At 70.1% G+C, this 18972-nt stretch carries 25 protein-coding genes; 8 read left to right on the top strand and 17 right to left on the bottom strand.

Going from position 1 to position 18972, the window contains the following annotated elements; genetic code table 11:
- Positions 1 to 6: 6 nt before the first annotated feature.
- From dxs to H8B08_RS05055, 7 genes are all read right to left on the bottom strand, one after another.
- Entirely contained in the window at positions 7 to 1917 is a 1911-nt protein-coding gene (gene dxs, locus H8B08_RS05085; protein WP_187449116.1) for a 1-deoxy-D-xylulose-5-phosphate synthase, read from the bottom strand.
- A gap of 52 nt (positions 1918 to 1969) precedes the next feature.
- Positions 1970 to 2845, bottom strand: coding sequence for a polyprenyl synthetase family protein (locus H8B08_RS05080; protein ID WP_370545406.1), 876 nt, complete (start codon positions 2843 to 2845; stop codon positions 1970 to 1972).
- 29 nt (positions 2846 to 2874) lie between these two features.
- Positions 2875 to 3237 carry a tRNA-binding protein gene (locus tag H8B08_RS05075; RefSeq protein WP_187449114.1) on the bottom strand — a complete coding sequence of 121 codons (363 nt, stop codon included), beginning with the start codon at positions 3235 to 3237 and terminating at the stop codon, positions 2875 to 2877.
- A complete protein-coding gene (locus tag H8B08_RS05070; RefSeq protein WP_163260983.1) occupies positions 3237 to 3482 on the bottom strand; it encodes an exodeoxyribonuclease VII small subunit in 246 nt (81 codons plus the stop codon). Before H8B08_RS05070 ends, H8B08_RS05075 begins: the two co-directional genes overlap by 1 nt.
- Before the next feature lie 113 nt (positions 3483 to 3595).
- The gene (locus tag H8B08_RS05065; RefSeq protein ID WP_187449113.1) at positions 3596 to 4222 is read right to left on the bottom strand and encodes a histidine phosphatase family protein; all 627 of its coding nucleotides are present in this window, start codon (positions 4220 to 4222) and stop codon (positions 3596 to 3598) included.
- Positions 4223 to 4284: 62 nt separating this feature from the next.
- The gene (locus H8B08_RS05060) at positions 4285 to 5208 is read right to left on the bottom strand and encodes a histone deacetylase family protein (protein WP_187449112.1); all 924 of its coding nucleotides are present in this window, start codon (positions 5206 to 5208) and stop codon (positions 4285 to 4287) included.
- A complete protein-coding gene (locus tag H8B08_RS05055; protein WP_187449111.1) occupies positions 5208 to 5585 on the bottom strand; it encodes a helix-turn-helix domain-containing protein in 378 nt (125 codons plus the stop codon). The genes H8B08_RS05060 and H8B08_RS05055 overlap by 1 nt, the downstream gene beginning before the upstream one ends.
- 99 nt (positions 5586 to 5684) lie before the next feature.
- Between H8B08_RS05055 and H8B08_RS05050 the strand changes: the two genes are divergently transcribed.
- The 4 genes from H8B08_RS05050 to H8B08_RS05035 are packed head-to-tail and all read left to right on the top strand — an operon-like array spanning position 5685 to position 9199.
- A complete protein-coding gene (locus H8B08_RS05050) occupies positions 5685 to 6692 on the top strand; it encodes a zinc-binding alcohol dehydrogenase family protein (protein ID WP_187449110.1) in 1008 nt (335 codons plus the stop codon).
- Between the two features lie 38 nt (positions 6693 to 6730).
- Positions 6731 to 7252: a GNAT family N-acetyltransferase gene (locus tag H8B08_RS05045; protein WP_187449109.1), complete on the top strand. Its 522-nt coding sequence runs from the start codon at positions 6731 to 6733 to the stop codon at positions 7250 to 7252.
- A gap of 57 nt (positions 7253 to 7309) precedes the next feature.
- Positions 7310 to 8017 (top strand): hypothetical protein, encoded by a 708-nt coding sequence (locus tag H8B08_RS05040; protein ID WP_187449108.1) that lies wholly within the window; start codon positions 7310 to 7312, stop codon positions 8015 to 8017.
- A 6-nt stretch (positions 8018 to 8023) separates the two neighbouring features.
- Positions 8024 to 9199 carry a VWA domain-containing protein gene (locus tag H8B08_RS05035; protein WP_187449107.1) on the top strand — a complete coding sequence of 392 codons (1176 nt, stop codon included), beginning with the start codon at positions 8024 to 8026 and terminating at the stop codon, positions 9197 to 9199.
- Between the two features lie 47 nt (positions 9200 to 9246).
- Here H8B08_RS05035 and H8B08_RS05030 read toward each other — a convergent pair whose 3' ends face one another.
- Both H8B08_RS05030 and H8B08_RS05025 read right to left on the bottom strand, forming a co-directional pair.
- Positions 9247 to 9423: a CsbD family protein gene (locus H8B08_RS05030; protein WP_187449106.1), complete on the bottom strand. Its 177-nt coding sequence runs from the start codon at positions 9421 to 9423 to the stop codon at positions 9247 to 9249.
- A gap of 72 nt (positions 9424 to 9495) precedes the next feature.
- Entirely contained in the window at positions 9496 to 9672 is a 177-nt protein-coding gene (locus H8B08_RS05025; protein WP_187449105.1) for a CsbD family protein, read from the bottom strand.
- 186 nt (positions 9673 to 9858) lie between these two features.
- On the opposite strand from H8B08_RS05025, the gene H8B08_RS05020 reads away from it, so the two are divergent.
- Positions 9859 to 11334: an MATE family efflux transporter gene (locus H8B08_RS05020; RefSeq protein ID WP_187449104.1), complete on the top strand. Its 1476-nt coding sequence runs from the start codon at positions 9859 to 9861 to the stop codon at positions 11332 to 11334.
- Here H8B08_RS05020 and H8B08_RS05015 read toward each other — a convergent pair.
- From H8B08_RS05015 to H8B08_RS04995, 5 genes are read right to left on the bottom strand one after another with little or no spacing between them, the layout of a single operon-like run.
- Entirely contained in the window at positions 11331 to 11951 is a 621-nt protein-coding gene (locus tag H8B08_RS05015) for a class I SAM-dependent methyltransferase (protein WP_187449103.1), read from the bottom strand. The two genes, H8B08_RS05020 and H8B08_RS05015, sit on opposite strands and share 4 nt — an antisense overlap.
- Positions 11952 to 11964: 13 nt before the next feature.
- Entirely contained in the window at positions 11965 to 12444 is a 480-nt protein-coding gene (locus H8B08_RS05010; protein ID WP_187449102.1) for an STM3941 family protein, read from the bottom strand.
- Positions 12437 to 12901 (bottom strand): NUDIX domain-containing protein, encoded by a 465-nt coding sequence (locus tag H8B08_RS05005; protein WP_187449101.1) that lies wholly within the window; start codon positions 12899 to 12901, stop codon positions 12437 to 12439. The genes H8B08_RS05010 and H8B08_RS05005 overlap by 8 nt, the downstream gene beginning before the upstream one ends.
- On the bottom strand, positions 12898 to 13230 hold the full coding sequence (locus tag H8B08_RS05000) for a 2Fe-2S iron-sulfur cluster-binding protein (protein ID WP_222934313.1): 333 nt from the start codon (positions 13228 to 13230) through the stop codon (positions 12898 to 12900). The genes H8B08_RS05005 and H8B08_RS05000 overlap by 4 nt, the downstream gene beginning before the upstream one ends.
- A gap of 57 nt (positions 13231 to 13287) precedes the next feature.
- Positions 13288 to 13881, bottom strand: coding sequence for a glutathione S-transferase family protein (locus H8B08_RS04995; protein WP_187449100.1), 594 nt, complete (start codon positions 13879 to 13881; stop codon positions 13288 to 13290).
- Between the two features lie 362 nt (positions 13882 to 14243).
- On the opposite strand from H8B08_RS04995, the gene H8B08_RS04990 reads away from it, so the two are divergent.
- A complete protein-coding gene (locus H8B08_RS04990) occupies positions 14244 to 14753 on the top strand; it encodes a 3D domain-containing protein (protein WP_187449099.1) in 510 nt (169 codons plus the stop codon).
- A 96-nt stretch (positions 14754 to 14849) separates the two neighbouring features.
- Positions 14850 to 16151: a hemolysin family protein gene (locus H8B08_RS04985; protein ID WP_187449098.1), complete on the top strand. Its 1302-nt coding sequence runs from the start codon at positions 14850 to 14852 to the stop codon at positions 16149 to 16151.
- 182 nt (positions 16152 to 16333) lie between these two features.
- On the opposite strand, the gene H8B08_RS04980 is transcribed toward H8B08_RS04985, so the two are convergent.
- Complete coding sequence (locus H8B08_RS04980; RefSeq protein ID WP_187449097.1) at positions 16334 to 17410, bottom strand: NAD(P)/FAD-dependent oxidoreductase; 1077 nt, start codon at positions 17408 to 17410, stop codon at positions 16334 to 16336.
- A 135-nt stretch (positions 17411 to 17545) separates the two neighbouring features.
- Here H8B08_RS04980 and H8B08_RS04975 point away from each other — a divergent pair, with 135 nt between their 5' ends.
- Positions 17546 to 17896 carry a chorismate mutase gene (locus H8B08_RS04975; protein ID WP_187449096.1) on the top strand — a complete coding sequence of 117 codons (351 nt, stop codon included), beginning with the start codon at positions 17546 to 17548 and terminating at the stop codon, positions 17894 to 17896.
- Here the strand turns inward: H8B08_RS04975 and H8B08_RS04970 are convergent.
- A complete protein-coding gene (locus H8B08_RS04970; RefSeq protein ID WP_187449095.1) occupies positions 17875 to 18231 on the bottom strand; it encodes an Hpt domain-containing protein in 357 nt (118 codons plus the stop codon). The genes H8B08_RS04975 and H8B08_RS04970 overlap by 22 nt on opposite strands.
- Positions 18232 to 18323: 92 nt before the next feature.
- Positions 18324 to 18782, bottom strand: a complete 459-nt coding sequence (locus H8B08_RS04965) for a MarR family winged helix-turn-helix transcriptional regulator (protein ID WP_187449094.1) — start codon at positions 18780 to 18782, stop codon at positions 18324 to 18326.
- Between the last annotated feature and the right edge of the window lie 190 nt (positions 18783 to 18972).

Genomic DNA, 18972 nt, shown 5'->3' with positions numbered 1-18972 from the left:
CGGCGCTTAGGCCCGAGCCGCCCGCGAGCCGTCCACGCCCAGCGCGTTCAGCGCCGCGCGCGCGATGCCGTCGGCGTCGAGACCGGCCTGGACGTACATGGCTTCCGGCTTGTCCTGGTCCTGGAACACGTCCGGCAGGGTCAGGGTGCGCACCTTCAGCCCGCGATCCAGCGCGCCGCGATCGGCCAGCAGGTGCAGGACGAAGGCGCCGAAGCCGCCGATCGAGCCTTCCTCGACCGTGATCAGCGCCTCGTGCTCGCGGGCCAGGCGCAGGATCAGATCGGCGTCCAGCGGCTTGGCGAAGCGGGCGTCCACGACCGTGGCCGAGACGCCGCGCGCGGCCAGCAGGTCGGCGGCCTTCAGCGAGGCTTCCAGGCGGGTGCCCAGCGACAGCAGGGCGACCGAGGTCCCCTCGCGCATCACGCGGCCCTTGCCGATCTCCAGCGGGGCCGCGAGTTCCGGGATCTCCACGCCCACGCCGTCGCCGCGCGGATAACGGAAGGCGGACGGGCGGTCGTCGATCTCGCAGGCGGTGGCGATCATGTGGGCCAGCTCCGCCTCGTCGGCGGCGGCCATGATCACGAAGTCCGGCAGAGCCCCGAGATAGCCGACGTCGAAGCTGCCGGCGTGGGTCGGGCCGTCGGCGCCGACCAGGCCGGCGCGGTCGATGGCGAAGCGCACGGGCAGCTTCTGGATGGCCACGTCGTGGACCACCTGGTCGTAGCCGCGCTGCAGGAAGGTCGAATAGAGCGCGCAGAACGGCTTCATGCCGTCGGCGGCCAGGCCCGCGGCGAAGGTCACCGCGTGCTGCTCGGCGATGCCGACGTCGTAGGTGCGGTCCGGGAAGGCCTGGCCGAACAGGTCCAGGCCGGTGCCGGTCGGCATGGCCGCGGTGATCGCCACGATGGACGGATCGCGTTCGGCCCGCTTGATCAGCTCCTTGCCGAACACCTTGGTGTAGCTGGGCGCGTTGGACGGCGGCTTGGCCTGGGCGCCGGTGACCACGTCGAACTTCACCACGCCGTGGTACTTGTCCTCGGCGCTCTCGGCCGGGGCGTAGCCCTTGCCCTTCTGCGTGACGACGTGGACCAGCACCGGGCGGTCGTTGATCTGCGAGACGTTGCGCAGCACGGGGACCAAGTGGTCGAGGTCATGACCGTCGATCGGGCCGACGTAGTAGAAGCCCAGCTCCTCGAACAGGGTGCCGCCGGTGACCATGCCGCGGGCGTATTCCTCGGCCTTGCGGGCGGCGTCGCGCAGCGGGCGCGGCAGGGCCCCGGCCACGGTCTTGCCGATCTTGCGCACCTGGCGGTAGGCGCCGCCGGACACCAGGCCGGCCAGATAGGCGCTCATGCCGCCGACCGGCGGGGCGATCGACATGTCGTTGTCGTTCAGCACGACCACGAGCTGCTTGGTGGTCTCGGCGGCGTTGTTCATGGCCTCGTAGGCCATGCCCGCGCTCATCGAGCCGTCGCCGATCACGGCGATGACCTTGTTGTCCTCGCCGCGCTGGTCGCGCGCGGCGCAGAAGCCGAGCGCCGCGGAGATCGAGGTGGCCGCGTGGGCGGCGCCGAACGGGTCGTATTCGCTTTCGGCCCGCTTGGTGAAGCCCGACAGGCCGCCGCCCTGGCGCAGGGTGCGGATGCGGTCGCGCCGGCCGGTCAGGATCTTGTGCGGATAGGCCTGGTGACCGACATCCCAGATCAGGATGTCCTTCGGGGTCTGGAACACGTGGTGAAGCGCCACGGTCAGCTCGACCACGCCCAAGCCCGCGCCCAGGTGGCCGCCGGTCTGGGAGACGGCGTCGATGGTCTCGGCCCGCACTTCGTCGGCCAGTTGGCGCAGCTCGGCGATCGACAGCTCCCGGGTGTCGGCCGGGGTCTGCACCTTGTCCAGGAGAGGCGTGTGCGGGGGCATGGAGTCTCGAAAAACCTCTGGCTTCGGACGAAGCCTAAACGCGCGAACAGGGTCAGGCGCGACGCTTTAGCACGAAGTCGACGCTGTCCCGCAGATATCTGGCGTCCTCGCCGAACGGATCGAGGCGGCGGCGCGCCTGGTCGGCCAGCAGCTCCACCCGCTCCTTCGCGGCGCCGACGCCCAGCAGGGTGACGAAGTTGGCCTTGCCCTTGGCGACGTCCTTCTGGGCGGCCTTGCCCAGCAGGTCCTCGTCGCCTTCGGCGTCCAGCAGGTCGTCGACGATCTGGTAGGCGAGCCCAATGTCCTGGGCGAAGTTCATCAGGGCCTGGCGCTCGTTCTCCGGCGCGCCGGCGATGATCAGCGGGATCTCGAACGAGAACGCGATCAGCGCCCCGGTCTTCATCCGCTGCATGCGCGCAGCGGCGCCCAGATCGTCGCGCACGCCCAGCAGGTCGATCATCTGGCCGCCGACCATGCCCTGCGCGCCGGACGCGCGGGCCAGCCGGCGCACGAGTTCGGAACGCACGTGCGGATCCTCGTGGGTGTCCGGGTGGGCCATGATCTCGAAGGCGGCGGTCTGCAGGGCGTCGCCCACCAGGATCGCCACCGCCTCGTCATAAGCCTTGTGCACGGTCGGACGGCCGCGACGCATGTCGTCGTCGTCCATGGCCGGCAAGTCGTCGTGGACCAGGCTGTAGGTGTGGATCAGCTCCAGCGCGCAGGCGGCGCGCAGCACCGGGCGCTCCTCCACGTCGAACAGCCGCGCCGCCTCCATGGCGAAGAACGGGCGCAGGCGTTTGCCGGGGCCCAGCGCCGCGTAACGCATGGCCTCCATCAGCCGCTGTTCCGGCCCTTCGGCGCGCGGCAGCAACTGGTCGAGCGCCACCGTCACCAGGTCGGCGGTCTCCGCCACCCGGCGGGCGATCAGGTCGAGGTCGGCTTGAGCGGGGGACGGGGTCAAAACAGCCTCCCTCCGTTCGGGACCGGGCGATCGACGGTGAGCAGCACCACGTCGCCGCCTTCGTTGGGGAAGCCCAGGCAGAGCACCTGGGACATGAACGGGCCGATCTGGCGCGGCGGGAAGTTCACCACCGCCGCCACCCGGCGGCCGACCAGTTCCTCGACCGCGTACTGCTGGGTGATCTGGGCCGACGAGCGCTTGATCCCGATCTCCGGACCGAAGTCGATAGTGAGCTTGAAGGCCGGCTTGCGCGCTTCCGGGAACGGCTCGGCCTTCAGAACCGTGCCGACCCGCACGTCCACCTTCATGAAATCGTCGAAGGTGATCTGCGGCGTGAGGCGGGGCGAACCGTCTGCCATCAGGAGAACTCGGCCGGCTCCGCGCCGCGGGCCTCGCCGCCTTGGCCCACCACGATCTTCTCGACGCGCAGGCGCGCGGCCTCCAGGCGCTTCTCGCAGTGCGCCTTCAACTCCGCGCCGCGCTCGTACATGGCGATCGAGCGCTCAAGCGGAGCCTGACCGGACTCCAGCTCGGCGACGATCTTCTCGAGTTGGGCGAGCGCCTCCTCGAAGGAGAGGGCGGCGATTTCGGTGGTGTCGGTCATGAGCGCCAAAGCGGGGAAACGTCGGGCGCGCCAACCTAGACGCCGCGTCCGACGCGGGCAACGCGCGATTGGGGAAATCTGGCCTACGGAAAGCGGCGCCGGCCGCCGCGCGATCAGCGCTTCTCGAAGCGGCGGGCAGACCAGTAGCGGAAGCCCTCGTCGCGGACGAGCTTCCAGCCCATGCGGCGCAGCTCCACTCCGACCATACCGTTGAAGAAGCCATGCGCCAGCACCAGCACGTCCTGGCCCTCCTCGGCCATCTTCACCAGCGCCTTGGCGGCCTCATGGGCGCGGGCCTTGGCCTGGTCGCGGGTCTCCTCGCCCTGGTGATGGTCGAAGAACCACCACCAGAAGCGCGAGATCACGCCCCAGGTGCGCGGCGAGAAGCGCAGGTACTTCGGAAACTGCGGCGGCGGCAGCGGCGCCTCGATGAAGCGCACGTCGGTGGCGAAGGCGCGCTCGCCGCACACCGCGCGGGCCGTCTCGACCGCACGCGGCCGTGTCGAGGCCACCACTTCGCCGGCGCCTTCGGCCGCGGCCTTCAGCAGGTCGGGCGGGACCTGGCCGGCCAGCAGGCCGCCTTCCTCGTAGCGGCCCCACCAGTCGCGGTAGCCGGCGGAATGGAGCTTCACCTTGCGGGACAGGGCGGGCTCGCCGTGGCGAGCGAGCGTGATCGACCCCGGCTTGCAGGAGCGAGCCGCCGGCGGCGGCGCCTGGCCTTCAAGGGTGTCGATCGTCATGCCCCCTGTAACGTTTTCGAGGGCGCGACCGATCGGACCTTCCCCTTCCGACCCCGTCACGCTCACCTCTCCTGCAGCGCTCGTGCGTGCGCGACGGCTGATCTGCCAAGCGCTTCAAGGTCGTACCCGCCCTCGAGAGACGAGACAACCCGACCGCCGCAGCGGCGGCGCGCCACCTCCAGGACGGCGCGCGTGACGAAGGCGAAGTCGTCCTCCTCCAGCGACTGGTGGGCCAGCGGGTCGCGCCGGTGGGCGTCGAAGCCGGCCGAGATCAGGATCAGGTCCGGGGCGAAGGCGTCCAGCGCCGGCATTAGCCGGGTCTCGAAGGCGCCGCGCCACAGCTCGCGGGCTGCGTGCGGCGGCACGGGCGCGTTGACCAGGTTGCCGACGCCGGTCTCGCTCTCGGCGCCTGAGCCCGGATAGAGCGGCGACTGGTGGATGGAGGCGAAGAACAGGCTGGGATCGGCCTCGAAGGCCGCCTGGGTGCCGTTGCCGTGGTGCACGTCGAAGTCGACCACCGCGACCTTGGCCAGGCCGCGCGCCTGGGCCACCCGCGCCGCCACCGCCACGTTGGAGAACAGGCAGAAGCCCATCGCCGTGTCGGGCTCGGCGTGGTGGCCGGGCGGGCGGATGGCGCAGAAGGCCCGCTCGGCCTCGCCGGCCGCCACCGCCTCGACCGCGGCGACCACCGCGCCGGCCGCCAGCCGCGCGGCGCGCACGCTGCCCGGCGACAGCAGGGTGTCGGCGTCCAGCACCCGCACGCCGCTTTGCGGCGACGCCGCCAGCATGCGCTCGACATAGGCCTGCGGGTGCACGCGTGCGAGGTCGGCCAGCGCCGCCTCCGGCGTCTCGCGGCGGTCGAGCTTCAGCCCGGCGGCGGCGTCGAGCGCCCCGGTCACGGCCAGCAGCCGCTCGGGGCTTTCCGGATGACCGGTCCCCATGCGGTGCTCGAGCATGTCGGGGTGAGTGTAATACGCGAGCGTCATCAGGCGGCCTCGTCCGTACGCACCAACTTGCCGTCGGAGATGTGGGCCTGCCCCCAGGCCTTCAGCGCGGCGATCACCGGCGCGAGACTCTCGCCCGCCGGCGACAGGCGATACTCCACCCGGGGCGGGACCTCGGCGTAGACCGTGCGGATCACCAGGCCGGCCTCCTCGAGCTCGCGGAGCTGTTTTGTCAGCATGCGCTGGGTGATCGCGCCGAGCTTGCGGCGCAGCTCGTTGAACCGCAGCCGGCCGTCCTGCAGGTGATAGAGGATCACCCCTTTCCATTTGCCGCCGATCAGGTCGAGGGTCGCCTCGACCACGCACTCCTTCGGGTCGGCATAGCCGACGGCCGGTCGTCCGGGCGCAATAGTATCCATTTGGATACTACATACACAAAACAGCCGTACTTGCGAGAAGGAAGCCGACCCGCGATCTGCAAGCCGCGACGCCAGTTCGTCGCGAGAAAGGATCGCTCCATGAAAGCCGTCGGCTACCGCAAGCCCGCCCCCGTCTCTGAACCTGACGCCCTGGTCGACTTCGACGCGCCGGACCCCGGCGCCCCGGCCGGCCGCGATCTGCGTGTGCGCGTGAAAGCCGTCTCGGTGAACCCGGTCGACACCAAGGTCCGGAGCGGACGCCCTCTCGAGTCGGGCGACATCCGCATTCTCGGCTTCGACGCCGCCGGCGTGGTCGAGGCGGTCGGCCCCGAGGCGACGCTGTTTCGCCCGGGCGACGAGGTGTTCTACGCCGGCGCCTACGGCCGTCCCGGCTCCAACGCCGAAGTGCAGTTAGTCGACGAGCGCATCGTCGGCCCGAAGCCGAAGACGTTGTCGTTCGCCGAGGCGGCGGTCCTCCCGCTGACCTTCATCACCGCCTGGGAGCTGCTGTTCGACCGCCTGCGGGCCGGACACGAGGAGACCGGCGACCTGCTGGTGGTCGGCGGCGCCGGCGGCGTGGGCTCCGCCTTGATTCAGCTGGCCCGGCGACTGACGAAGCTGACCGTGATCGCCACCGCGTCGCGTCCGGAGACGCGCGACTGGGTGGCGGGGCTCGGCGCCCACCACGTGATCGACCACACGCGCCCGCTCGGCCCGCAGCTGGCCGAACTCGGCCGGCCGCAGGTGCGCTACGTCGCCAGCCTCACCCACAGCGCCGAGCACTTTCCCGCCCTGGCCGAGATCGTCGCCCCGCAAGGCGCGATCGGCGTCATCGAAGCCGACGCGCCGCTCGACGTGCGCCTGCTGAAAAACAAGAGCGCCGCCCTGGTCTGGGAGATGATGTTCGCCCGCTCCGACTACGAAACCCCGGACATGATCGAACAGCACCGCCTGCTGGCCGAAGTCGCCCGACTGGTCGACGCGGGCGTGCTGCGCACCACCTGGTCGGAAACCGTCGGCCGCATCGACGCCGCGACCCTGACGGCGGCGCACGCGCGCATCGAAAGCGGCCGCACCGTCGGCAAGCTCGCGCTGGAAGGATTCTGAACCTTGGACAGGGCCCGCAGCAGCGCTAGAGACCCGCCATGGTCACCATCCGCCCCCCTGTTCCCGCCGACGTCGAAGCCCTGTCCGAGCTGGGCAAGCGCACCTTCGTCGAGACCTTCGTCCACGGCTTCGCGATTCCGTATCCGGACGAGGATCTCGCGGACTTCCTGGAGGAGGCGTTCGGCCTGGAGGCCACGCGCTCGCGCTTGGCGGACCCGACCTCGTTCTGGCTGGTGGCCGAGGACGAGGGGCGGCTCGTCGCCTACATGCAGTCAGGCCCCTGCAACCTGCCCCACCCGGACGCCAGCGCCGAGCACGGCGAGCTCAAGCGCCTCTATGTCGCCCGCGAGGCGCAAGGGACCGGGCTGGGCCGCACGCTGATGGACGCCTCGATGGACTGGCTCCAGCGCAACTTTACGGGCCCGCTCTGGATTGGTGTGTGGAGCGGCAACGACAAGGCGCAGCGCCTCTACGGCGCCTACGGCTTCGAGTTGGCCGGCGAGTACGAGTTCCCAGTGGGTCGGGTGCGCGACCGCGAGTTCATCCTCCGGAAGGCCTGAGGAGCGCGGCGCGGGGCAACGGGGCGCAGGCGGCGCCCGCGCGATGGAGGCGCCAGGATGACAGCTCGCTCCCTCCTCGCCGCCCTCGCCGCTTCGGGACTGCTCGGCGGCGCCGCCCAGGCCGATCCCTGGATCGAGCGCGCAGACACCCGCGCCGAAACCGACGCCCTGATCCGCAAGGCGAACGCCGAGACCCTGTTCGTCAACGAGCCGCAGGGCCTGCTGCTGGGCGCGCGGCACACCAAGAGCGGCCTGCTGTGCACCTTCGCCCCCGGCGACCGCACCAACCGCATCCAGGTCTATCCGCCGGCCGAGCCCACGGAGGTCCGCGGCGACGAGGTCGGCTGCGTCAGCGAGGTCAACGGCGTGTTCCAGTCGCTGCAGGCGGCGCGGGCCGCCGACGGCGGACTGGACGACGCGTTCCGGCGGGCGGTCGATAACGTGAAGCTGGCCACGCCGTTCGCCCAGACCTACGAGGGCGACCACGCCCAGAACGCCGAGGTCGACATGGACGGCCGGCCCCTGCCCCTGGCCGACCACCGCACCGGGCGCTTCGTGGTCGAGCTGGACGGACGCAAGCTGTACACCCGCGTGTCCGTGGCCGTGGTCGACGGCTGGCGCATCAAGCAGTGGGTGACCGGCCCGCTGGACGACGCGGTCGGCCTCGACGTGGAGGCCGAATCCATGATGACGATGGTGCTGGTCGACTTCGCCATGAAGGCGCAAGCTGTCGCGGCCCACTCGACACCGACGGCGCTTCCCTAGGGCTTCATGCTGCTTCGCTTCTTCACCGAACTTCGCCAGGCCAAGGTGCCCGTGTCGCTCAAGGAGTGGCTGGCGCTGATGGAGGGCCTGGACCGTCAGGTCGTGGGCCGTTCGGTCGACGAGTTCTACTATCTGTCGCGCGCCGTCCTGGTGAAGGACGAGAAGAACCTCGACAAGTTCGACCGGGTGTTCGGCTCCGTGTTCAAGGGGCTGGAGCGCCTGGACGAGACCGCCGTCGTCGAAATCCCCGACGAGTGGCTGCGCCGGTTGAACGAGCGCTTCCTGACCGACGAGGAGAAGGCGCGCATCGAGGCCATGGGCGGCTTCGAGAAGCTGATGGACGAGCTGCGCAAGCGGCTGGAGGAGCAGAAGGAGCGCCACGAGGGCGGCTCCAAGTGGATCGGCACGGCCGGAACCTCGCCCTTCGGCGCCTACGGCTACAATCCCGAGGGCGTGCGCATCGGCCAGGAGAGCTCGCGCAACGGCCGGGCGGTGAAGGTCTGGGACAAGCGCGAGTACAGGAACCTGGACGACAGCGTCGAACTGGGCACCCGCAACATCAAGGTCGCGCTGCGCCGCCTGCGCAAATGGGCCCGCGAGGGCGCCGAGGAAGAGCTGGACCTGGCCGAGACCATCGAGTCGACCGCCCGGCACGGCTATCTCGACGTCGTGCTGAAGCCCGAGCGGCGCAACACGGTGAAGGTGCTGCTGTTCCTCGACGTCGGCGGCTCGATGGACAGCCACATCAAGCTCTGCGAGGAGCTGTTCTCGGCCGCGCGCACCGAGTTCAAGAACCTGGAATTCTTCTACTTCCACAACTGCCTGTACGAGGGCGTGTGGAAGGACAACCGCCGCCGCCACGACGAGAAGACGCCGACCTGGGACGTGCTGCACCGCTTCCCGCCCGACTGGAAGGTGATCTTTGTCGGCGACGCCACCATGAGCCCCTACGAGGTGGCCATGCCGGGCGGTTCGATCGAGCACTGGAACGAGGAGGCCGGCGCGGTCTGGCTGCAGCGGGTCGCCGACACCTACGCCAAGGCGGTGTGGCTGAACCCCACGGCCGAGCGGTTCTGGAACTACACCCAGTCCACCGAGATGATCCGCCAGATCATGGGCGACCGGATGTTCCCGCTCACCATCGAGGGGCTGGACCGGGCCATGAAGGAATTGGGGCGCTAAGGACGGGCGGCGGCCGCCCGGAAAATGGCCGCCGCCCGCCGCTCAGGTCATTGCCGACCGCGCAGCGTGTCCTTCACGCCGCCGACCGTGTTCTGGACCTTGCCCTCGGTCTTCTGGGCGCGGCCCTCGGCCTTCAGCTTCTCGTCGCCGGTCATCTTCCCGGCTGCTTCCTTCATCTTCCCAGCGGCTTGCTTGCCCGCGCCTTCGATGCGGTCCTTGTCCATAATCGTACTCCGTTACGCTCGTCCCACAGCCCAGACACGGCCAACGGCCGGGGCGGGCCATGCGTTCCGAGATCAGTGGTGGCCGCGGAAGACGTCCTTCATGTCGCCCCAGGCGTGCTGGACGCGGCCCCAGAAAGTCTGGCTCCGGCCTTCCGCCTGCAGGCGCGTGTCGCCGAGCACGCGGCCTACGCCTTCCTTCATCCTGCCGCCCGTCTCCCGAGCGGCGCCTTCGACCCGATCCTTGTCCATCGGGGAACTCCAGATCGCGCGTCCCCTTAGGGGCGCAACGGCCCGCAGGCCCAACCGTTCCGGCCCGCCGGGGGAGCCCTGCGACGCACCAGAACTCGATCCCAGCTTTGCGCGTTGGACCTCGACGTCTTGTAAGGAGTGCGCCTTGGTCGACCCGATTTCTTCCGCGGCGACGGTCGGCGCGGCGTGAGCTCCGGTCACGCCCGTCCGGCGAACCTGGTCGAAGGCCCCATCGGCCGGACGCTGGCCCTGTTCGCCCTGCCCGTGCTGGGCGCGAACGTGCTGCAGTCGCTCAACGGCTCGGTCAACGCCATCTGGATCGGCAACCTGCTGGGCGAGGCGGCGCTGACCGCGACCTCCAACGCCAACCTGGTGCTGTTCCTGATGCTGGGGACCGTGTTCGGCGTGTCGATGGCGGCGACCATCCTGATCGGTCAGGCCTGGGGCCGCCGCGACCTGGACCTGGCCAAGTGCGTGGTCGGCACGGGGGCGAGCTTTTTCGTGATCGCCTCGGCGGCCCTGGCCCTGGCCGGATGGCTGCTGACCCCGGCCATCCTGCACATGCTGGGCACCCCGCCGGCGGCCTTCGACTTCGCGGTCAGCTATCTGCGGGTGATCTTCCTGGCCGTGCCGGTGATGAACGCCTTCGCCTTCGCCATGGCGGCCCTGCGCGGGGCCGGCGACGCCCGCACGCCATTCTATTTCATGGCCATGTCCGTGGGGCTCGACATCGCCCTGAACCCGATGCTGATCCGCGGGCTGGGGCCGTTCCCCGAGCTCGGCATCGCAGGCGCGGCCGCCTCCACCCTGCTGGCCCAGGCGGTCAGCCTGACCGCCCTGCTGGTCCTGCTCTACGCGCGCCGCCACCCCTTGCTGCCGGGGCCGGGAGAGTTCGGACACTTCAAGCCCCGCCCTGACCTGCTGCGCGCCATCGTCGTCAAAGGCGTGCCGATGGGCCTGCAGATGATCGTCATCTCGCTGGCGGCGCTGGTGATGATGGGACTGGTCAACGCCTTCGGGGTGGCCACCGCCGCCGCCTACGGCGTCGCGGCCCAGCTGTGGACCTACGTGCAGATGCCGGCGCTGGCGATCGGGGCGGCGGTCTCGTCCATGGCGGCCCAGAACGTGGGCGCGGGCCGCTGGGACCGGGTGGAGCGGATCGCCCGCATCGGCGTGCTGTTCAACATCGTCCTGACCGGCGCGCTGGTGGCCTTGCTCTATGTCGCGGACCGCTACGCCCTACGCCTGTTCCTGCCCTCGGACAGCGAGGCGGTGGACATCGCCGTCCATATCAACTCGGTGGCCAGCTGGTCCTTCGTGCTGTTCGGGATCACCATCGTCCTGTTCGGCGTGGTGCGCGCGACCGGGGCGGTGACGCCGCCGCTGGTCATCCTGTGCATCTCGCTGCTGGTGGTGCGCGTGCCCTTCGCCTGGGCGCTGCGGGACACGCTGGGGCCCGACGCGGTGTGGTGGAGCTTCCCGCTGGGCGCGGTCGTCTCCACGACGCTGGCCATGCTCTACTACCGGTTCGGCAAGTGGCGTCAGGCGCGCATGGCCCCGGAGGTCCCGGCGACCGGCGAGGCCGCCGACACCGGCGTCTCCGTGCCGTCCATGGACCGTGAGGCCGAGTACGAGACGCCCGCCGCGGCCGCCGACCGTTAGGCGCGCGCCACGCCCTGCTCCAGCCAGCCGGCGATCTTCGGCGCGCCGCGCAAATAGCCCCGCTCGACCCCGTCCAGCGCGAAGCCGCAGGCCTGGATCGTCGCCGCCGGCGTGCGGGTCAGCCGACAGCCGCCGGCCAGCCGGCGCCAGACCGGCTCGACGCGGCGCTGCCAGGCCGCCACGCCGCGCTCGGGCGACAGGCCATGCTCGCTGAACAGGAACCGGCCGCCCGGCTTCAGCACCCGCTTCGCCTCGACCAGGGTCCCGGCCGGATCGGCCACCGAACACAGGGTGAAGGTGCAGACCACGCAGTCGAAATCGGCGTCGTCGAACGGCAGCGCCTCCCCGACGCCGTCGCGCAGGTCGAGCTTCAGCCCCGCCGGCCGCGGCGCGCTCGCGGCGCGGGCGCGCAGCTCCGCCGAGGGATCGACGCCGAACACCGCCTGGACCACGTCAGGATCATAAAAGCGGAAGTTCAGCCCGCCGCCGAAGCCCAGCTCCAGCACCCGCCCGCGCGCCTGCGGCACGATCTTCGCCCGCTCGGCCATAATCGGCGGCTGCGCGCAGGCGCAGGCGATCAGGCGCGGGGCGATCTGGCGGTCCCACCAGGAGGTCATGGGCCGACGCGCCTCAGGCCGCCGCCCGCCGCGCCTTGAACTCGGTCAGGCGCGCGGCGAGGGCGTCGGTCGACATCGGCCATCCGGTCGGCAGCGAGGCGTCGTAGTCGAACCCGAGGGCCGCGGCCGCCACGTTCCGCTTGCGGCGGCCTTCGACGTATCTCAGCCCGACCCCGCGACTGCGGCGGACCTGCCAGATCAGGAAACAGTCGATATCGGCCCAGAGGTGCCGGCGCGGCCTGCCGAACGTCGGCTCGACGACCAGCGCGTCGGCGGTGAGCCTCAGGCGCGGCGGCTTCCAGGTCATGGCCGCGCCCATCACCGCGCAGAAGCCGAAGAAAACGATCGCGCCCCAGCTCCCGATGAAGGCCTTGGGACTTTCGTACGCCCGATCCAGCAGCCACACGCCCCCCGCGACGAACGCCAGACTGCCCACGGTCATCAGCGCGTACTTCCAGCGCGCGCCGACGATCACCTGCTCGACTTCACCCACGTTTCCCCCGCCTCAGCCAAGCCGCCACCGCCCACGCGTGGGCGTCGTGACGCAGCTTAGCCAGGGCGTCGTGCGGGTCCAGCCAGACCAGCTCGTGGTCTTCCTCGACCTTGGCGGACGGGTCCTCGCCGACCGCATCGGCCGTGACGAATGCGGCCAGATTGTTCACCGGCTGGCCGTCGCTCTTCTGGAAGTACTGGCCGGCCCAGGCGAAGGTCTCGCCGGCCCGCACCGTCAGCCCGGTCTCCTCGGCGAACTCGCGCACCAGCGCCTCGGCTTCCGTCTCGCCGCCGTCGATCGCGCCGCCCGGCAGGTCGAAATACGAGCCCTCGCCCCGATCCACCTGCACGCAGGCGATCTTCCCGTCGCGCGGCAGGACGCCGAAGGCGCAGGGACGGTCCTGGTAGTCTAGCCCCGGCTTCTGCTCGCCGAACTGCAAGGCGCGCGGATCGCTCATTCGCCCTCCGGCGCCAGGGTGACTTCCAGGCCGTTCAGCTCGTCGGACATCAGGATCTGGCAGGACAGGCGCGAATTGCCTTTGACCATGAAGGCCTCGTCCAGTTTCTCGTCCTCTTCGTCCGACTTCGGGTGCACGCGGTCCGTCCAGGCGCCGTCGACATAGACGTGGCAGGTGGCGCACTCCAGCGCGCCGCCGCACTCCGCCTTCAGCGGCAGGCCGGCGTCCTTGATGATCTCCATCACCCGCCAGCCCGAAAGCGCCGGCAGGCGGTGGACGTTCCCCTCGCGGTCGGTGACCTGGATGTACAGTTCTTCGTCTTCGCTCATGCGGCGGGGTTACGACGCCCGTTCGCCGCGGGCAACCGGCGCGCCCGCAAGACGCGCTCAGGCCGCCGGAAGGCCGAGATCGCCCTCGACCCGCGCGACCCAGGCCCGCACCCGCGGATAGAGGCGAAGGTCGAACCCGCCTTCATGCGAAAGCCGCGTGTAGGCCAGCAGCGCCAGGTCCGCGAGGCTGAGGCGTCCGCCCGCCAGATAGTCCCCGTCGGCCAGCCCCGCCTCCATACGGGCCAGCGCCGCCGAGCCGCGCTCAAACAGCTTCGGATCCAGCTCGGCGGGGGCCTTCTTCAGGTAGTGCAGGTGGAAGCGGCGCACCGCCACGTAAGGCTCGTGGCTGTACTGTTCCCAGAACAGCCATTCGAACATGCGCGCGCGGTCGTAGGCGTCGGCCGGGACCAGGTCGGTTCCCTCAGCCAGGTGCAGCATGATGGCGTTGGACTGCGCCAGGGTGCGGCCGTCCTCCAGCACCACGGTCGGCACCTGGCCCGCGGGATTGATGGCCAGGAACTCCGGCGTGCGGGTCGCGCCGGAAAGCACGTCCGTCTCGCGCCACTCGTAAGGACGGCTCAGCCGGTCCAGCACCCAGCGCACCTTGTGGCAATTGCCGGAAATCGAGTCGCCGTAGACGCGCAGGGTCATGGGAGCGGCCGCCAGAGAATTGTTTCTAAGTAATGGCGAATAACGCGGCCCCGCTCAAGCGGATCGCATCCGGCCCCCAATGCAATTTCATCCTCGCCGAAAGGCGTAGCGCCTGAGACGAGCATATCGAGGTGGAACACCAGCATAAGTGACCCGAAACTGGTTCCGAACGGCCCGTCCCGCGACGCGGCCGGGCCGGTTCCCGGTCGCGGGAAGGGTCGCTTCGACCCTGATTTTCAAAGGGTTTGCGCTCGGGTGTGCGCGCGTGTCGCACGCTGAAACGCTCTGTGATCGTTGCCTCGGGAACGTCGGTAGGTCTTATTTAGTCCTGCACCGACCGTTTCGAGAACCAGGAGCTACCCATGCGACTTCTTCTCGGCGGGCTCGCCGCTCTCGCCATTTCGGGCGCCGCGGCGGGCGCGCACGCGGCCCCTGCGGCCAACACTTCGACCGCCTACAAGGTCATCCATCAGGATCAGGGCTCGAAATCCGGCAAGAAGCTGGGTGGCGGCCTCGCCCCGATGGGACTGATGAAGGCGACGCTCTACCACTTCGGCGCCGCCGGCGTCGGCGGCAAGGATTCCCTCGGCTGCAAGCCGGTGGCGATGCGCACCGTGGCGGTCGATCCGACCATGATCCCGCGGCGCACCATCCTGTTCATCGCCGAAACCGTAGGCATGACCATGCCCGACGGCAGCAAGCACGACGGCTACTGGTACGCTTCCGACACCGGCGGGGCGATCAAGGGCAACCGGATCGACCTGTTCACCGGCCACGGCAAGGCTTCGATGAAGCCCGCCTTCAAGTTCAACCTCGCCAAGCTGTCGGTCGCCAAGGCGGGCACCTTCACGGGCTGCCCGCCGGCGGAATGACGCCGGGCCGCGGCCCCCTCCCCCTTTGCTTAATCCGGCCGAGCGGACATATTCCGCCTCACGCCCCGTGAGGGCGGCCGCTCCGGCCCCGGATAGATGATCTTCCTGCCCATTGTCGTCGTGCTTCTGCTCGTTCTGCTGAACGGGCTGTTCTCCATGTCCGAAATGGCCCTGGTGTCCTCGCGCAGAGCGAGGCTGCAGGGCCAGGCGGAGAAGGGCGACAAGGGCGCCGCCAAGGCCCTGGCCCTGTCGGAGGATCCCACCCGCTTTTTCTCGGCGGTGCAGGTTGGGATCACCCTGATCGGCATTCTGGCCGGCGCCTACGGCCAGGCCAGCCTGTCCGGCGCCCTGGCCGCCCCCCTGGCGACGATTCCCGGGCTCGCGCCCTACGCCCACGCGATCGCGACGGCGCTGGTGGTGGTGATCATCACCTATCTGTCGCTGATCGTCGGCGAACTGGTGCCCAAGCGCCTGGCGCAGATCTTCCCCGAGGCGATCGCGTCTCGAGTGTCGGGGCCGCTGGCCTTCGTCGCCTCGGCCCTGAGCCCGTTCGTGGCGCTGCTGACCCATTCGACCGCCGCCGTGCTGCGGCTGATGGGCGTACGCGACCGCGACGGCTCGGCCGTGACCCACGAGGAGGTCCGCACCGTGCTGGCCGAGGGCGCCAGCGCCGGCGTGATCGAGCCGCAGGAAGAGGTGATGATCCACGAGGTCATGCGGCTGGGCGACCGGCCGGTGCGCGTCGCCATGACCCCGCGGCCGGACGTCTACTGGGTGTCGCTGACCGATCCCGAAGACCAGCTGCGGGCGGAGGTCCGCGCCTGCCCCTATTCGCGGATTGTGGTCACCCGCGAGGCCGACATCGACAACCCCCAGGGCGTCGTCCACAAGAAGGACCTGCTGGACGCCTTCCTCGACACCGGCCGGCTCGACCTGGAGCCGCTGGTCCAGACGCCCCTGTTCATCCCCGAGACCGCCTCGCTGCTGCGGGCCATGGAGCTGTTCAAGGGCTCGCGCCTGCACATCGCCTTCGTGGTCGACGAGTTCGGGGCCTTCCAGGGCGTGGTGACCACCGCCGACATCCTGGAGATGATCGCCGGCGACTTCCCGGAAGAACACGACACCGCCGAGCCGGTGCTGCGCCCGCGCGAGGACGGCTCCTACCTGGTCGACGCCTCGGTGGACCTGGTCGACCTCGGCCAGGCCCTGGGCGAGAAGTTCGAGACCGACGCCGGCTACCACACCCTGGCCGGCCTGATCCTGCATCAAGTGGCCCGCATCCCCGAGGAGGGCGAGGTGGTGCGCGTCGACGGCTACGAGGTCGAGATCGTCGACATGGACGAACGCCGCATCGACAAGGTCATCCTGCGCCGCGCCCGCGAGCCCGGGGCGGGGTAGTTTTCTCCTCCCCTGCGAAGCGGGGGAGGGGGACCATGCAGAGCATGGTGGAGGGGGCGTACCCAGCCCGCTCCGTCAGACATTGAAATTCGCCAGCCGTCCTGCGCCGGCTCGCCCCCACCACCGCCCTTCGGGCGGTCCCCCTCCCCCGTTCGCTACCGCTCACAGGGGAGGAGCAAGGCTCACTTCACCCCGAGCTTGCGCTGCAGGTCGCTGGAGCTCGTCGTGTACTGGAAGCGCAGCTTCTTCTCCGGATAGACGTAGCGGAAGGCCTGCTGGGCCATCAGCGCCGCCTCGTGGAAGCCGGACAGGATCAGCTTCAGCTTGCCCGGGTACCAGTTGATGTCCCCGACCGCGAAGATGCCCGAGGTCGAGGTTTCGAACTTCTCGGTGTCCACGGGGATCAGGTTCTCGTGCAGGTTCAGGCCGAATTCGGCCACCGGCCCCAGCTTCATGGTCAGGCCGAAGAACGGCAGGAAGGCGTCGCAGGCGATGGAGTGGCGCGCGCCCGAATTGTCCTCGACCAGCACCGATTCCAGCGGGCCGTCCGGCCCCTGCAGCTCGACCGCCTGGCCGATCACGAGGTCCATCTTCCGGGCCTCGACCAGGGCGCGCATCTTGGCCACCGAGTGCGGGGCGGCGCGGAAGTCGTCGCGGCGGTGGATCAAGGTCACCCACTCGGCCAGCGGTTGCAGGTTCAGCACCCAGTCCAGCGCCGAGTCGCCGCCGCCGGAGATCACCAGCTTGCGGCCGCGGAACTGCTCCATGCGGCGTACGGCGTAGAACACGCCCAGGCCCTCGCCCTGCTGCTCGAACGCCTCGATGCCCGGGATCGGCGGCTTCTTCGGCTGGAACGAGCCGCCGCCGGCGGCGATCACCACCACCGGCGCGGTGATGGTGGTGCCCATGTCGGTGGTCAGCTTCCACTTGCCGTCGGCGGTCTTCTCCAGCGCCGTGGCCATCTCGCCCAGGCTGAAGGTCGGGTGGAACGGCGCGATCTGCTCCATCAGCCGGTCGGTCAGCTCCTGACCCGAGATCACGGGCCAGGCCGGAATGTCGTAGATCGGCTTCTCCGGATACAGCTCGGCGCACTGGCCGCCCGGCTTGTCCAGGATGTCGATCAGGTGCGCCTTCATGTCGAGCAGGCCCAGCTCGAACACCGCGAACAGGCCGCAGGGGCCGGCGCCGACGATGATCACGTCGGTCGTGTGGTCGCCGCCCGCGGGGGCGAGGGTGACGGGCGCGGAGTGCTGGGTCATCGAGATCCTGTCGGGCCGGAGGGCCGCCGCGGGGAGGCGGCGACGCGGCGCTATTTACGGCCGGATCGCCTCGAGGAAAACCTCGATAAGCTTCGCGGTTGGCGCGCGGGCGCGAACGGCCTAAACGCTGAGGCCATGTCGTCGCCCACCACCCTTCCCGTCGATCCGCGGATCGCTCCCGAGGCCTGCACGACCATGGCGGAGGTCCGCCAGGGCGTGGACGCGCTGGACCGCGCCCTCGTGACCCTGCTCGCCGAGCGCCAGCGCTACATGGACGCCGCCGCGCGCATCAAGCCGGACCGCTCGGTCGTGCACGACGACGCGCGCATCGAGGACGTTGTGGCCAAGGTGCTGGCGGCGGCCGGTCCGGCCGGCCTGTCGCCGGCGATCGCCGAGCCGGTGTGGCGGCTCCTGATCGACCGCTGCATCGCCCACGAGTTCGGGACCTTTGACCGCCTGCGCGGTCAGGACGCCCGCAGCGACTGAAGCGCGCGTTCGTGCAGGTAGGCGGCGACGTCGGCCAGGGCCGTGTCGAGCGCGTCTTTCACGCGGTCCAGGGCCGGCTGGGCCAGCTCGTCGGAACAGGCTTCCGCCTGGCCGCAGGCTTCGGCCAGGGCGTGGGCGCCGATGCCGCCGGAGGCGCCCTTCACCGTGTGCGCGGCGTCGCGCCAGCCCGGAGATGAGGCGTCCAGCAGGGGCGCCCACAGGGCCGCCTGCTCGCGGAACAGGTCCAGCACCTCCTCGACGACGGTCGCGTCGCCGGCGGCCAGCCGCTCCAGCACCGAGAAGTCCACCGCTCCAGTCAGGTCGCGCCTGGCCATGTCCGCCTCCCTGGAGCGCGCAGCGTCGCGCTCCGACTTCAAGCGTCGGAATATCGGCGCGGCTGGTGAACGAAACGCTTAGGCCGGACCGCTCAGCGGTCGCCGGCCTCCAGCGAATCCGTCACCCGGCGCAGCAGCTTGAGCAGGACGGCGCGTTCGTTCGGATCCAGGCTGGCGGCCATGTCGGCTTCCAGCGAGGAGATCAGCGGCTCGATTTCGGCCAGGAAGGCCTCGCCGGCCGGGGTGGCCTGCAGGGCGTAGGCCCGGCGGTCGGACGGCTTGCGCACCCGGCGCACCAGGCCGCTCTCCTCCAGCCGGTCGATGATCGGCACCATGGTCGAGCGGTCCAGCCGCAGGGCTTCGGCCAGGGCCGACTGGGTGCGGCCGGGGTTGGCGACGATCAGCTTGAGCACGCTGTACTGGCCGGGGGCGACGCCCTTGGGCCCGAGCAGCTCGCCGAACCGCCGCGTCGAGGCGATCTGCGCGCGGCGCAGCTCCATCCCTATGAGAGTCATGACGTCGCCCACGTCGATCGGCGCGTCTTCGTCCATCGTCGCTCCTGCCGGAAGGGCCGCGGCCATGGGGAACTCTCCATCGGGGATACTTGGTCCGACCGGGCGGAATAAGGAAGATGCGGACGCCCGCCCGCGCCCGCCCGGAATCATGTCCGGCTCCCGGCGCAATTGTGACCATTTTTTGTCCGTAGCGCTACGGGATAAGCGAGGCCTTTGACCGGCTTCA

Origin of the sequence: Caulobacter sp. 17J80-11 (assembly GCF_014349105.1) — a bacterium.
GTDB lineage: Bacteria > Pseudomonadota > Alphaproteobacteria > Caulobacterales > Caulobacteraceae > 17J80-11.
The sequence above is the reverse complement of the archived record's forward strand: the minus strand, read 5'-3'. Positions and strand labels throughout refer to the sequence as shown.